The 14,717-nt window shown below is 30.4% G+C and carries 14 protein-coding genes; 11 read left to right on the top strand and 3 right to left on the bottom strand.

The window, feature by feature from the left end:
* Positions 1 to 55: 55 nt before the first annotated feature.
* The 7 genes from CPIN17260_RS09730 to CPIN17260_RS08315 all read left to right on the top strand — a co-directional run bounded on the left by CPIN17260_RS09730 (position 56) and on the right by CPIN17260_RS08315 (position 4,674).
* Positions 56 to 346: a hemagglutinin repeat-containing protein gene (locus CPIN17260_RS09730; RefSeq protein ID WP_418225741.1), complete on the top strand. Its 291-nt coding sequence runs from the start codon at positions 56 to 58 to the stop codon at positions 344 to 346.
* Positions 347 to 584: 238 nt separating this feature from the next.
* Positions 585 to 2,075 carry a hypothetical protein gene (locus CPIN17260_RS08295; RefSeq protein WP_078440874.1) on the top strand — a complete coding sequence of 497 codons (1,491 nt, stop codon included), beginning with the start codon at positions 585 to 587 and terminating at the stop codon, positions 2,073 to 2,075.
* 162 nt (positions 2,076 to 2,237) lie between these two features.
* Positions 2,238 to 2,420: a hypothetical protein gene (locus tag CPIN17260_RS08300; RefSeq protein ID WP_078397619.1), complete on the top strand. Its 183-nt coding sequence runs from the start codon at positions 2,238 to 2,240 to the stop codon at positions 2,418 to 2,420.
* A 181-nt stretch (positions 2,421 to 2,601) separates the two neighbouring features.
* Positions 2,602 to 2,763, top strand: coding sequence for a hypothetical protein (locus CPIN17260_RS09240; RefSeq protein ID WP_157887349.1), 162 nt, complete (start codon positions 2,602 to 2,604; stop codon positions 2,761 to 2,763).
* Between the two features lie 8 nt (positions 2,764 to 2,771).
* Positions 2,772 to 2,960, top strand: coding sequence for a hypothetical protein (locus CPIN17260_RS08305; protein WP_078388076.1), 189 nt, complete (start codon positions 2,772 to 2,774; stop codon positions 2,958 to 2,960).
* Between the two features lie 9 nt (positions 2,961 to 2,969).
* Complete coding sequence (locus tag CPIN17260_RS08310) at positions 2,970 to 4,115, top strand: iron-containing alcohol dehydrogenase (RefSeq protein WP_078440875.1); 1,146 nt, start codon at positions 2,970 to 2,972, stop codon at positions 4,113 to 4,115.
* Positions 4,102 to 4,674, top strand: coding sequence for a ribonuclease HII (locus CPIN17260_RS08315; protein WP_418225743.1), 573 nt, complete (start codon positions 4,102 to 4,104; stop codon positions 4,672 to 4,674). Before CPIN17260_RS08310 ends, CPIN17260_RS08315 begins: the two co-directional genes overlap by 14 nt.
* Positions 4,675 to 4,709: 35 nt before the next feature.
* On the opposite strand, the gene CPIN17260_RS08320 is transcribed toward CPIN17260_RS08315, so the two are convergent.
* From CPIN17260_RS08320 to CPIN17260_RS08330, 3 genes are all read right to left on the bottom strand, one after another.
* Entirely contained in the window at positions 4,710 to 7,802 is a 3,093-nt protein-coding gene (locus CPIN17260_RS08320; RefSeq protein ID WP_078398141.1) for an autotransporter domain-containing protein, read from the bottom strand.
* Between the two features lie 121 nt (positions 7,803 to 7,923).
* A complete protein-coding gene (locus tag CPIN17260_RS08325) occupies positions 7,924 to 8,562 on the bottom strand; it encodes a protein-L-isoaspartate(D-aspartate) O-methyltransferase (protein WP_078440876.1) in 639 nt (212 codons plus the stop codon).
* Between the two features lie 505 nt (positions 8,563 to 9,067).
* Entirely contained in the window at positions 9,068 to 10,090 is a 1,023-nt protein-coding gene (locus CPIN17260_RS08330; protein WP_069632778.1) for a ribonucleotide-diphosphate reductase subunit beta, read from the bottom strand.
* Positions 10,091 to 10,185: 95 nt separating this feature from the next.
* Here CPIN17260_RS08330 and CPIN17260_RS08335 point away from each other — a divergent pair, with 95 nt between their 5' ends.
* The 4 genes from CPIN17260_RS08335 to infC all read left to right on the top strand — a co-directional run bounded on the left by CPIN17260_RS08335 (position 10,186) and on the right by infC (position 14,697).
* Positions 10,186 to 10,608, top strand: a complete 423-nt coding sequence (locus CPIN17260_RS08335) for a Sua5 YciO YrdC YwlC family protein (protein ID WP_069632777.1) — start codon at positions 10,186 to 10,188, stop codon at positions 10,606 to 10,608.
* An 88-nt stretch (positions 10,609 to 10,696) separates the two neighbouring features.
* Positions 10,697 to 12,055, top strand: coding sequence for an NADP-specific glutamate dehydrogenase (gene gdhA / locus CPIN17260_RS08340; protein ID WP_078440877.1), 1,359 nt, complete (start codon positions 10,697 to 10,699; stop codon positions 12,053 to 12,055).
* A gap of 309 nt (positions 12,056 to 12,364) precedes the next feature.
* Entirely contained in the window at positions 12,365 to 14,185 is a 1,821-nt protein-coding gene (thrS, locus tag CPIN17260_RS08345; RefSeq protein WP_078440878.1) for a threonine--tRNA ligase, read from the top strand.
* On the top strand, positions 14,182 to 14,697 hold the full coding sequence (gene infC, locus CPIN17260_RS08350) for a translation initiation factor IF-3 (RefSeq protein WP_069632774.1): 516 nt from the start codon (positions 14,182 to 14,184) through the stop codon (positions 14,695 to 14,697). Before thrS ends, infC begins: the two co-directional genes overlap by 4 nt.
* Positions 14,698 to 14,717 lie beyond the last annotated feature (20 nt).

Raw genomic sequence — 14,717 nt, forward strand, 5'->3', positions numbered from 1 at the left:
CCAAAATTTAAGTAGAAGCTTAAACACAAACAAAAAACTAAATACAAATACAATTATAAAAGGAAGTAATGTTGTAGCCAAAGATGAGCTTAATATAAATACTCATAATTTAGATATAAGTGCAAGTAATATAAATATAGATGTAGCAAATGATGCTTTATTTAAAGGAGCAACTCTAAGAGCTAATGATACATTAAATTTAAATGTAGGTAACAACTTAGATGTCATATCTTTACAAGATGAATATACTTATAGTAATAAAGGCTTTAATGTAAGTGCAGGAGTAGGATTTGGTGGAACTAATGCAAATATAGATGTTAAAAATAACACTCACTTAATTTGTTGAAATACACCCCGTTAAAAACATAATAATCAAGCTAGCAAAAATTATTTTAAAATTAAATATTTTCATTTATTGTCTTTTGAGAATTTTATTTTAAAAAGATTGAGTCCAAACATAATATAAAAACATATTAATTATATTCAATGAATATTGAAAATAATAGTTAAAATTTAGTTTTATGTGATATATTTATACATAATACAATATAAAATGTATCATAAAGCTAATTATAGGGAATTAAATGAAAAAGATAATTTTATTTATAATCGTAACAATATTTTTTAGTGGATGCATTAATGACCTTCCTGTTAATGGCAAGGAAGTTATTATGCAAGATGATACAAGAGTTTATAGTATAAATAGAAAATTTTCAGCTATGGCTAGAAGTGATATTAAGAAGCCACCTTTCAATGGCTATTATAGATTTGATGAAGAGCTTGTTGTATTTGATAGAGACATCCCAAATATGATGAATGAGGATATAAGGATATTTTCATATGAGCTTAATAAAACAAAAGAAAGACACAAGCTAGTATATGATTTATTGTCTAAACATAAAACACACTATGATTATTATATCAATGCTCCTTTAAGCGACTTTGATCTAGAAGATGATATAGAATCAAGAACAGAATATTATAAAAGATATATTGATTATATAGCAGGGCTTAAATGCTATACTTATACTTATTCTAAAAATATAGGCATGGGTTTAGGAAATAAAAATCATGATACCATTTGTCCATATTATGACATAAATGGAAAAGAGACACTTATAAGAATTCACTATGACTTTATCTTTACAGCTGGTGGAACAGTATTGGAAGGTTCTAAACAATCAAGCACAAAAAACTACACTCTACAACAAATGAATTATGCATTTAAACAAGATGTAAAAGAGATATTTGACTCTTTAGAAATTTATGATATAGATAAAGATAGAATGATAAAACAAGGAATGTATTATCCAGATAAAAAGTATGATATAAATGCAGATAATAAGGTAAAAAACTTTTATACCAATATAGATTTAAATCCAAATGAAAAAGCAACAAGTCCTTATTTTACTTTTAATATTCCAAACTCTTATCCTGAGTATAAATTTAAATCATACTTTAATGGTATCAATACTAAATATAATGAGATATATTTTTTTAGAGAAATTCCAAATATCTTAAATGATGGTAGAATGAAAGAAAGTGCAAGAGTATATACTTTTAGTATTTATGATCCAAAATTTAATACCTTATCTACACTTTATAATAAAACCCCCAAAGAGTTAATTCATGATCTACTCACAAACCCGAAATCTTCTTATAAACATTATTTAGGGATGTCTTTTAATGAAGATGAGTTAAAGTATAGAGCTAGTGGTATGAGATATATTAATTATGTAGCAGGATTAAAATGTTATACAAGTTTAATATATAGAAAAGAACTAGATTATCATAGCTTTGCCCATTATGATACAACCTGCCCATATTATAATAAAAATGGAGAAGAAGATGCTATTGTAATTCAACATAAGTTTAAGTTTACAAAAGAAAACTCAACCAACGAAGAATTTGAAAATTTACATTTAAATTATATGAAGGGTATAAAACAAATGATAGATTCTATTGTAATTAAAAACATAGATATAAACAAGATGAAAAGACTTAATATATACTATCCAAATAAAAAGTATGATATAAATGCAGAAGATAAGATAAGAAGCTATTATATCAAATAGTTAAATTTAAAGAGAAACTAATATACTAAAACATATATTATCACTTTTAATAAATTTAGTTTCTCTTATATAAATTTATATTTAAAAGAAAATTTACAAGTAAACCAATATATAAATTTAATGACAATTTAAAAGATATAATCTAAACTAACAGGCATATTAGTGGGTGGATTAATAGATGAAGACAAAGGAGCAAACTTAGGCTATCACATATATACTAGTGTACAACTAAACAATAGACAATTACATCAAGAAGAGATAAAATTTATACAAGAAAATGCAAAAGATTATGCTAAAACAAATAATATGTCAGAAGAAAAAGCAAAAGATACACCTGAGTATTAGGAAGCTTATTATAAAGGTATTGAAATGCTATATGAACCAAGAGTAACTACAATAGCAGTGGGTAGAAGCGTCTGTGGTTAATGATATTGTTATGACGCCTCCCTGTTCCGGAAACATTTTAGGGTTCTCTTATGAAAAACACATATAGTATAATTAAAGGTTTGATTCTGAAGGGATGAGTTTGATTGATGGAGTGGCTCCAAGCAGAATGAAAGCTTTAAGTGATAGTTTATATTTTCCAAAAGCAGCAATGCATTTAAACAAACAATTAAAAATACAAAAAGCTCCATCAAGAATTGAAAAAGTTACCACTAGAAGAAATGAACATATTAAGAATTTGTAGGATAAAAAATGACTGAGTGGATTATGGCAGGAATTTTGATCGCTCTTCACAATATAAATGAGTTAAAAAGCATTACCGAAAATAGCATTTTTAGTACTTATTTTATAATAATCTCAGCCTATGGCTTTGTCATACTTTTTACTTTACTAAGCTGGTTTGTGTATAATGCAAGAAGTAGTGAAGTAAATCAAATTTAAGGATTATAAATGAAAAATTTTAGTTTTTGTAACCCAACAAAAATTGAGTTTGGGATAGATAAAGAAAAACAAATTGGTAAATACATGAAAGATTTTAATGTTAAAAAAACATTAATCTTATATGGTAGCGAGAGAATAAAACAAAACGGGCTTTTCGACACGGCAACAAATAGCCTGAATGAAAACGGCATAAAATATGAAGCACTAGGTGGAATAAAAAGCAATCCTATTTTAAGCAAGGTAAAAGAAGCCATAAATATAGCGAAAGAACTAAACGTGGATAGTATTTTAGCTATCGGTGGTGGTTCTGTTTTAGATAGTGCAAAAGCTGTGGCAGCTGGAGCCTGTTATGATGGTGATGTTTGGGATTTTTTCACAAATACAAAGCCAAAAACAGCACTTAAAATTTTTGACATAATAACTTTAGCTGCAACCGGCAGTGAAATGAACGGCGGAAGTGTTATAACAAATGACATAACAAATCAAAAATATTCATTTTCATCGCCGGTTACATTTCCAACATTATCTGTGATAAACCCAGATTTACATAAAACTGTAAGTAAAAAGTATTTAGCATATTCGGCGGCTGATGTTATAGCACACTGCATAGAGGGGTATTTTACAGCTACATACCACCCAACCATAACAAGGATGTATATAGAATCAAATATCAAAATCATAATAAAAAATACAGAAATTTTACTTAAAAACCCAGATGATTATAATGCAAGAGCTGAGTTTGCTTGGGCTGCAATAATGTCGCTTAATGGACTATCTCAACTGGGGGTCGATAAGTTTTATTTTCCAAATCATATGATAGAACATGCAATGAGTGCGATAACAGACTGTCCCCACGGAGCTGGTTTATCAGTCGTAATGCCTGCTTGGATGATGTGGTATAAGGATAAAAATTTAGATGCTTTTAAGAGATTTGCTAAAGAAATTTTTAACAAAGAATCAGCAAAAGATGGCATAACCTCACTAAAAGAGTGGTTTGATAAAATAAATACTCCAACTAGCCTAAAACAATTAAATATAGACAACAATACATTAGAAAAAATCATTCAAAATGCTTTTGAAAACTCACAAAGAGCAAAAATGAATGATGTTTACAATCAAAATAGCATAAAAGAAATTTTTGATTTTGCAAAGTAAATCATTAAAAATATGCGGGATTGATGAGGCTGGTCGTGGCGCCTTAGCTGGGGATTTGGTGATTGCAGGCTGTGTTTTGCTAAAAGATATAAAAGGGCTTAATGACTCAAAAAAATTAAGCCCTAAAAAAAGAGAAGAGCTTTTTGACAAAATAATAAAAAACTCAAAATACCTAATAATATACTTTTCAAACTCTCAAATTGATGAGTTGGGGCTTAGCAAATGTCTAAAAAGTGCTTTGACGTGTTTTAAACGATACTTTAAAGATTATGAGTTGATTTTTGATGGAAATACTGATTATAAAACAAGTATAAAAACAATTATAAAAGCGGATAGTGTTATAAAAGAGGTAAGCGCAGCTAGTATTTTGGCAAAGGTGAGTAGGGATAAGAGCATGGATCTTTTAGATAATGTATATCCAAACTACGGTTATAAAAAACACAAGGGGTATGGTACAAAAGCACATTTAGAAGCGATACAAAAATATGGGCCAACACCTCTTTTAAGAAAAAGTTTTAAGATAAAGAGAGAAGAAAAAAGTCTTTTTGATACAAATTAGCGATTAGATAAAACATATCCAATCGCTTAAAAATTTTAGAACTTATAAGTTGCGCCTACAGTAAAAATACTACTATCTTTTTTCTTATCTTGAATAGAAAGATCATAACTAGTTTGCAACATCAAGCCATCTAGTAATGAATAAGAAATTCCAAATCCCAACCAAGATATATTTCTTGGTTGTTTAGCTCCTTTTATTTTTGCTAAACTTACTGCACCACCTTGTCCATCTACAAAAAATGCGTTAAAACCAAAATCATTTGGATTTACATCATGTATATGAGCAATATTTGCACTTAAATTTAAATTATCTATTTTTGCATTTGCTCTAAATCCTGCGACCAACGAAGAAGAGTTATAGCTTTTAGAATCAGCACTTATACCAAGAGCTTCCTTCTCCGCAAAAGATCCACGGACAAGTTTATTAAAAGAATACCCGATATATGGATTTATATAAAACTTATCTATTTTAAAATTCTTTCCAAGTTCTGTATATAAACTATAATCTTTACTATTATATTTTACTTTAGAATTATCATCTAAGATATCTCTATTTACTTTCACTCTTGAACTATCAAAACCAAGCACACTAGATAAATACAAATAGTCAAAATCATACATACCATATGCAAAAATACCCATAGAATCTATATCTATATCGCCTGCATTTTTTGAGAATTTAGCCTCTGATTTATTTTGAGTAATGACGGCACCAATTAAAGTATTATCTATTTTTTTAGTATCAGCACCAAACATAGCACCTTTTGTATTTGCTTTTGCGCTAGCAAATCCTTTTTTGTTTATAGATGTTTCTCCAAAAATTCCATCAACATAAAAGTTATTTTTATCACTTGTATCGCCAAAAGAATCCATAATCCTGTTGCTTACTTTTTTATTTAACAATCTATTTTGTTTAAATAAAATATCTTGAGATGATGAATAAATTTCAGCAGAAAGAGAATCAAAAGCAGCAGGCAGAACATAAGGACTCATTTTAAACATAATTTGCACTTTATTTTTAAAACCACTCCATCTATCATAAGATTCTAAAGTTTTAGAAAGCTCCTCTATATTTTGCGCCGTATTCATAGCTGCTGCTGGAGTATAGTTAATTTTTTGCAAAACTTTAATTGAGCTATTTCTTTTATAGCTTACGCTAATACTTTTATCTTGAATGTCAAAATTAGAAACATCTAAGTAAGGAATATTGTCTGATTTTAAACTAATAATTTTATCTCGGTTTGCACTTATTTCATTGGCTTCAACAACTTTTCTTGTTTTGACTTCACGCGACATATCACTTGTGAATGTTTCAACATCTGCAACAAGTTTACTATTATCAGCTAGACTCATTTTCCCTTTAACTTCTAAATTAGACTTATCTATATCTATAACTATTCTAGAGTTTTCTTTTCCTTCATAATCTCCATTTATAGTCAATCCATTTCCATAAACATTTAAAGAACCTTTATTGACTAATGAATAGTTATTTTGATTTGTTGTACCTAAAATAACTTTTTTATTTATACTACGATCTGAATTGTTTTTTGCAAGCAAAGTTCCTTTTTGTAAAATATAAACTTGTGAATTTAAAGAGTCGCCGATACCTAAAACACCATCTTCTATTATAGTTTTACCAGCATATGTGTTTTTGCCACTTAGGTATAAAGATCCTGTTCCCTTTTTTAAGATCCCGGCATCGCCAGCTATATCATTATCCCAAGTTAACTTACTTTTATCTATGTAATTTCTATAATCAAAATTTACAACAAGTAAATCGCGTTGATTTTTATATTGACTTTCTTTACCATCTTTATAATACATCTCATTATCTGTTGTTGATACCGCATCCTTATTTGTTAAAAGTAGTTTATCAAATCTAGCAGGACCACTTAAAGCTCTACCTTGATTTAAATACCCCCATCCAAATTTTTCATTAGGGCCATCTGTAACTGTTCCGCAATATTTAGTTTGATTAATGTTAGTGCAAATTTTCCCAGATTTATCAGCACTAGAAAGTATGCTTACTACAACTAGATGATTATCCATCCAAGGAAACTTTTGCCATACATTTGCGGCAGCTGCACTTACTCTAGGAGTTGCCCCAGATGTACCGGCAACTTGAATTCTTACATTTTTGCTATCTTTATCTTCTATATAAAGACCATAAGTTCCTTGAGTTGATATACCCCAGGTTTTAGCTTCTTCTCCTATATAGTTTGAAGCACTATTGCCACCGTATGTCATACGCTGATCCCCTGGTCTTGTGCCTCTTAAATCAACGTCTGCTACAGCAATCCATCCATTTCTAGCATCATCATCTACAATAGGATATAAAGATTGTCGCGTAGCATAGTCTTTATGCTCATTGCCTGCAGCCCACACAAACACACTATCTTCTCTAGCATATTTTGCAACATGGTGATTTATATGTTGTTTTATAAGCGCTTTATCTAAAGTTGGATCACTGCCATAAGAGTTACTAAATATTCTCAGTCCATTATCATGAGCATGAACAAAATATCCAGGGTAAGGATACAATCCTCCGCCTCCGGCATCTGCATTATAAGAATAAAATTTTATTCCTTGTTTTGCATATCTATTTAATACAGAAGCAACCATTGTTCCATGAGAGTGATAGCTAGATTGTTCTCCATTAACAACAAAGAGCCTATCTCCAAAACTTTTACTCTTATAGGCAACATCATCAATAATTACAATACCATGAGACAAGTGTTCATCGTTTATATATCCATTTTTTGCATATTTTTCTAGTTTTTCAATATTTATATTCCCAAACCTAAGACTATTATATTCTAAATTTTTATAAACACGTTGTTCTAATAGTTTTTGTTGAATTAGATTAGCAATCCAAGATTGATATGATTTTTCTACAGCTTTTAAATAATCAACTGACTTTATAGTTAGTGGAGCTACATATTCTGTTGACGCTATATACTTTTCTGAAACTGGTGTCGTAGTATATGATACAACATTGGATTTATTGCTATAATCACCATATATAGCTAAAGGGGTAGTAGTTTGTTCCGCCGCTGCCACCGCAGGCAAAAAAACTACTGAAGCGATAGACAAAAGATAATATTTTTTATTTTTAACTAACACATTCATTATAGACCTTATTTTTGTTATTATTATATTATTTTAAAAAAACAGGATTCTATCCAATGTGAAATTAATATTATATTAATTTCACATTAATAATACTTTTTATAGTTAAATTACAAATTTTCTACAAACTTTGAACATTATTTAATAACGGCACAAACAAACACTCATCAGATTGTAAAACTTCTATATCTTTTTCACCATGCTTTATAAATTTAGTAATGTATTGTTTGCTGTTTTTTTCAATTGGCGCAACTAAAATACCACCAACTTTTAGCTGCTCAAAAAGCCTTTCAGGTACACTAGCTGTGGCCGCTGAAAGTAAAATTCTATCATAAGGAGCATATGCCCTCCAGCCATTATTACCATCATCAAAACGAACATGAACATTTTTTATATTTAAGATTTCAAATCTTTTTTTTGCTTCATTAGCTAGTTTTTGTATCCGCTCTATACTAAAAATTCTATGTCCTAATTTTGACAATATAGCTGACTGATAGCCGCTCCCGCACCCTACTTCAAGGATATTATCAACATTTTCGCATTCTAAAGCCATTGTCATTTTTGCAACAGTCAAAGGAGAACTAATCCACTGATTTGCATCTATTGGCTGAGCATCAAGGCTATAGGCATGAGCATTTATAGGGACAAAAATCTCTCTTTCAGTCTCTTTTATCGCATTATATAAAAGCGGAGTTAATGCTATCTCATCGGCTATCTCATCGGCTAATTTTTTACATTTTAGTTGCTGTAATGAATCCAAACTTATTCCTTTTTAAAATTCTCTTGAGTTATAAAATCAGGTAATTTATATTCATACACTTGATTTTTTAAATCCTCGATTAAACTCTTATAATTTTCATTAGTCACTAAGTATTTATGTTCTTTTATATACTCGAGCATCAAAGTATTAATTTTTTGCTAACCCAGCATTTAAATATTGCTGTTCTTTAATTTTATATCATAAAAGTTAGATATCCTAAATTGCTGAAAAGGATCTACGATATAATTTGCAAAACTAATTATGAAACAAATTATTATGGTAAATATAAAAAATACTTTTAACCACTTCGCTTCATCCATAAAAGCAATTCCTCTCTAATTCTATCAATATATCAGTTAAATCATAATGTAAAATATTCTAATTTTATTTTTTATACTCATAAATTATATTTTAAAACATTAAAAATTATAGATTCGCTCTTTGTCGATAGTTTTTTAAACTTTCTTTGTTTAAAAGCGAACCATAAGTAAAAATATAGACCAAATCAGAAATCATCAAAACTCAAACTTCCCTTAGAATAGTTTGTAACCTTACTCTCAAAGAAATTAGACTTTTGATCATTAAATTTAGAAAAATCATCAACCCATTTTATAGGATGTTTTGCATTATAAATTCTTTTTAATCCAATAGCTACTAAACGCTGATCTACAAGATAATGAATATACTCTTGTATGATATCATCAGTAAAGCCCATAATCTGATTTTGAGTTATATATTTACCCCATTTTATCTCTAAATCGCCAGCTTTTTTAAACATATCATAGATTGTTTCTTCAATCTCAGCTGTAAAAAGCTCAGGTCTTTCATTTCTTACAGAGTTTATCATATTTTGAAATAAAAGTAAGTGTGTTATCTCATCCCTTTGGATAAACCTTATCATCTGGGCCGAACCAAGCATTTTTCCAGCACGAGCTAGTGCATATATCGCGGTAAATCCGCTATAAAAATATATTCCTTCTAGGATTTGATTTGCTACCATAGCAAGCAAAAGCTTCTCATCAGTAACCTCTCCTGCTAATTCCTCATACAAACCAGAAATATAGTCATTTTTCTCTCTTAAAACATCATCATGTTTTTCCATCTCATAAATAAGGTCTGTATTGTCAGATATGGCTTCAACCATAACCGCATAAGACTTGCTATGATTTGCCTCTTCATAGGCTTGACGAGCCAAACAGGCATTTATCTCAGGTGCTGTTATATATGGATTTATATTATCTGCTAAGTTATTTGTTTGAAAACTATCCATTGATATAAGCTGACTCCATACTAGATCATACATTCTTCTTTCAGCTTGTGTTAAATTGTAATTATAATCTCTAACATCAGCACTAACATCAACCTCTTTTGGAAACCAAGTATTTGCTTCCATTAAATCCCAAAGCTTTAAAGCCCATTGATATTTTGCTTTTGTGAAATTTAATATTCCGTGAGGATTTCCGTTAAACACCCTTCTATCAGTTAGTGTTTCGTTTGATTTTGGGTTATAAATCTTTTTTCTTTCCATGTTTTTACCTTAAATTTATTATAAATTTTGCAAGATTTTACCAAAATATAATTAAAATAAACACAGATAAAATATAATCACACTAGGATTTTAATATGATTTTTTTAGCACAAACAGATACAACAGCTGGTTTTTTAAGTAAAAATGCAAATGAAATAAATAAAATAAAAAATAGACAATTAGACAAACTTTGTGTTATAACAACATCTAAATTTAAAATTTTGTCAGAACTTACAAGAGTGCCAAATAAATTTAAAAATAGAATTAGAAAATCAAAAAAAACAACTTTTTTATATCCAAGCTTAAAAGCGATAAGAGTTATAAAAGACAACAGACACTCTAATTTTTTGGATTTGCACGGATGGATGTTTTCTAGTTCTGCAAATTTGCATGAAAAACCTTTTGATGAAGTATGGGCAAGAAGCGTAGCTGATGTAATTATTGATGAAAAATTTCAAAACAATAACCCATCTAAAATTTTAAAAGTTTCAAATAGTAACATCAAACGACTAAGATAAAATTATTAATTTAAAATCAAACTAAAAAAATTATAGGCATGCTAATATTTAAAATATAGATTTCAAAAAAAACAAGGAGATACAGAGCATGAACACTTACATAAATAAAATCTTAGAAGATTTAAAAAAATCATGTGTTGGGCAAGAGGTCTTTATACAAGCAGCTACAGAGGTGCTTTACAGCCTTGAACCACTACTAAATAGCAATAAAAAATATGAAAATCACGCTATATTAGAAAGAATAACAATCCCTGAGCGTGTTGTAAGCTTTAGAGTTACCTATGTAGATGACAATGGAAAACCGAAAGTAAATAATGGCTACAGAGTTCAGTTTAATTCAGCAATTGGGCCATACAAAGGTGGTCTTAGATTTCATCCAAGCGTAAATTTAGGTGTCTTGAAATTTTTAGGATTTGAGCAAATCTTTAAAAACTCTCTAACAGGTGTAAGTATGGGTGGCGGAAAAGGCGGAAGTGATTTTGACCCAAAAGGAAAGAGCGATAATGAAATTATGAGATTTTGCCAAAGCTTTATGAGTGAATTATATCGCCATATAGGTAACACAACAGATGTTCCGGCTGGAGATATCGGTGTTGGTGGTCGTGAAATAGGCTATCTTTTTGGACAATACAAAAAACTAACTGGTCTTTATGATGGAATTTTAACAGGTAAAGGTCTAAACTGGGGCGGAAGTTTAGCAAGAACAGAAGCGACTGGATATGGTGCTGTATACTTTATAGATAATATGCTTAAAAAAGCTGGTCTTGGACTAGAAGGTAAAAAATGTGCCGTAAGTGGTTCTGGTAACGTTGCTATCTATACTGTTGAAAAACTAAAAGAACTTGGAGCAACAGCTATCACAGTATCTGATTCAAACGGCTTTGTGTATGATCCTGATGGTATTGATGTAGCACTTCTTAAAGAACTTAAAGAGGTAAAAAGAGCTAGACTTAGCGAATACGTAAAATCTAAACCAAATGCAAAATACACACCTAGCACAGAATACAAAGCTGGATCAAATGGTGTTTGGAGCGTTCCTTGCGATGGTGCATTCCCAAGTGCTACACAAAATGAGCTAAATTTAGAAGATATCAAAACATTATATGCTAATGGTTGTCGTTTTGTTTGCGAAGGGGCAAATATGCCAAGCACACTTGAAGCTATAGACTTTATGCTAGCACAAAAAGATTTCTACTTTGCTCCTGCTAAAGCTGCAAATGCTGGTGGTGTTGCAACAAGTGGACTTGAAATGATGCAAAATGCTGGTATGACTTCTTGGAGTTTTGATGAAGTTGATTCAAATTTACAAGGCATAATGAAACATATTTTTGAACTTGCTTATGAAACAAGTAAAGAATTTGGACAAGAAGGAAATATAGTATTAGGTTCTAATATCGCTGGTTTTAGAAAAGTTGCTGATGCTATGATAGATCAAGGTTACCTATAATATCAAAAATTTGGATGTGAGGCTACCACATCCAAATAGTCTTTACTGGAGAAAATAATCAAAGACGATTATTTTTTAAAATCAGCGTAATTATATGTCTAATTTTCTTAAAATATAATAAATTATATTTATAAAATATATAAAAATATATTTTTAATTTAAAACATTGTAAAAAACCGCAACACATAAACTCTCAAATAACTACAAAATAAATTATTAAGTATTGTTTAAAAACCATTTAGATAAAATCGTGCTTAGTTCTTTTAATGTAAAAAAGACAATTTGATATAAAAAAAGGAAATTTACAAGATGAGCGAAATAATCGCATATAAACTAAATGGTGAGATAATAGACACTCAAAGTATAGCTGGAAGAGAAAATCTGGCTGAGCCTATATATTTTGACAACTCAAAAGATGCACTACATGTGATAAGACACTCCTGTGCACACTTAATGGCAGAAGCCATCAAGTCAATATACCCAGAAGCTAAGTTTTTCGTAGGTCCAAATGTTGAAGATGGATTTTATTATGATTTTAGAGTAGATGAAAATGGAACGAAACTTGGTGAAAGTGATCTTGATGCCATAGAAAAAAAGATGAAAGAGTTAGCTGATAAAAGAAATGATATAGTAAAAACTAGCTCAACAAAATCAGCAATGACTGAAAAATTTAAAAACGATGATTTAAAGCAAGAAGTATTGAAAAGAATTCCAGATGGTGAAGTAAGTAGCTACTCTCAAGGCGAATTTGAAGATCTTTGTAGAGGACCACACGTTCCAAATACAAAATTTTTAAGATTTTTTAAACTAACTCGTGTAGCTGGCGCATATCTTGGCGGTGATGAAAACAGAGAGATGTTAAATAGAATTTACGGAACCGCATATGCAGACAAAGAGAGCCTAAAAGAGCATATCCGCATAATAGAAGAAGCAAAAAAACGCGATCACAGAAGACTTGGTGTGGATATGAAACTATTTGCATTTGATGAAGAGATCGGTGGCGGACTTGCTATGTGGCTACCAAATGGTGGAAGATTACGTTCTAAATTAGAACAACTTTTATATAAAGCACATAGAGACCGTGGATATGAGCCTGTTCGTGGACCAGAGCTTTTAAAAGCTGATGTTTGGAAAAAAAGCGGACACTATGCAAACTATAAAGAAAATATGTATTTTACGACTATAGATGATACTGAATATGGTATAAAACCAATGAACTGCGTAGGACATATCAAAGTTTATCAAACAGATATAAGATCTTATAGAGATTTACCGCTTAAATTTTTTGAATATGGTGTAGTTCATAGACACGAAAAAAGCGGGGTTTTACACGGCTTGTTTAGAGTAAGAGAATTTGCACAAGATGACTCTCATATATTTTGTATGCCTAGCCAAATAAAAGAAAACATACTTGAAATTTTAAAATTTGCTGGTGATATAATGAAAAGTTTTGGCTTTGAATATGAGATGGAGATCTCAACAAGACCAGCCAAGGCGATAGGTAATGATGAAATTTGGGAAGTTGCTACAAAAGCTTTAAAAGAAGCACTTGACGAAAATGGATTTAAATACGGAATAGATGAAGGTGGCGGTGCTTTTTATGGACCAAAGATAGATATAAAAATCACAGATGCCTTAAAACGTAAATGGCAATGCGGAACAATACAAGTAGACTTTAACTTGCCTGAACGTTTTGATCTAGGATACATTGATAGCAATAATGAAAGACAAAGACCTGTAATGCTTCACCGTGCATTGCTTGGTAGTTTTGAGAGATTTATAGGAATTTTACTTGAGCATACAGCAGGCGAATTGCCATTTTTTATAGCACCCACACAAGTAGTTATTGTTCCTATATCTGATGCTCATTTAGACTATGCAAAACAAATCGCTAGTGAATTAAGAAAGATAAATATTGATAGCGAAGTTGCTAGCAAAAATGAAAGTCTAAACAAAAGAATAAGAACGGCTGAAAAACAAAAGGTGCCTATGATAGTGGTAATTGGTGATAGTGAAGTTGCCAACAAAACAATTGCTCTAAGAGATAGGCAAGCAAGAACACAAAGCGATATGAGCTTAGTGGATTTTATAAATTTAACAAAGGAGAAACTTAGTGAGGTACATTTTTGAGTAGAGAAAATGAAGTATTGCTCAACGAAGACATAAGAGCAAACGAGGTTAGATGTATTGGCGATGATGGTACAGCTTATGGTGTTATATCAAGAGCAGAGGCTTTAAAAATAGCCCAAGATGCTGGAATGGATTTGGTTTTAATAGCCCCTGATGGCAAACCACCAGTTTGTAAAGTAATGGACTACGGAAAGTTCCGTTATCAACAAGAAAAGAAACAAAAAGAGGCTAAGAAAAAACAAAAAGTTATTGAAGTAAAAGAGATAAAACTTTCTGTAAAAATAGCACAAAATGATATAAACTATAAAGTTAAACATGCACTTGAATTCTTATCAGAAGGCAAACATGTTAAATTCCGTGTATTTTTAAAAGGTAGAGAGATGAGTTCGCCTGAGGCTGGTGTTGCAATACTTGAAAAAGTATGGGAAACTGTAAAAGAATATGCCGACAGAGATAAAGAGCCAATCATTGAAGGCAGATATGTAAACATGCTTACAACCCCTAAAAAATAACTTCATAATACCCTCTTATT

The organism is Campylobacter pinnipediorum subsp. pinnipediorum (genome assembly GCF_002021925.1).
Lineage (GTDB): Bacteria > Campylobacterota > Campylobacteria > Campylobacterales > Campylobacteraceae > Campylobacter_A > Campylobacter_A pinnipediorum.

What these genes read in the sequence shown, in the direction of transcription:
- CPIN17260_RS08330 (WP_069632778.1), bottom strand. Translation starts at nt 10,090, where the DNA reads ATGGAAAGAAAAAAGATTTATAACCCAAAATCAAACGAAACACTAACT.
- CPIN17260_RS08305 (WP_078388076.1), top strand. Translation starts at nt 2,772, where the DNA reads ATGACTGAGTGGATTATGGCAGGAATTTTGATCGCTCTTCACAATATA.
- thrS (WP_078440878.1), top strand. Translation starts at nt 12,365, where the DNA reads ATGAGCGAAATAATCGCATATAAACTAAATGGTGAGATAATAGACACT.
- CPIN17260_RS08335 (WP_069632777.1), top strand. Translation starts at nt 10,186, where the DNA reads ATGATTTTTTTAGCACAAACAGATACAACAGCTGGTTTTTTAAGTAAA.
- gdhA (WP_078440877.1), top strand. Translation starts at nt 10,697, where the DNA reads ATGAACACTTACATAAATAAAATCTTAGAAGATTTAAAAAAATCATGT.
- CPIN17260_RS08295 (WP_078440874.1), top strand. Translation starts at nt 585, where the DNA reads ATGAAAAAGATAATTTTATTTATAATCGTAACAATATTTTTTAGTGGA.
- CPIN17260_RS08320 (WP_078398141.1), bottom strand. Translation starts at nt 7,802, where the DNA reads ATGAATGTGTTAGTTAAAAATAAAAAATATTATCTTTTGTCTATCGCT.
- CPIN17260_RS08310 (WP_078440875.1), top strand. Translation starts at nt 2,970, where the DNA reads ATGAAAAATTTTAGTTTTTGTAACCCAACAAAAATTGAGTTTGGGATA.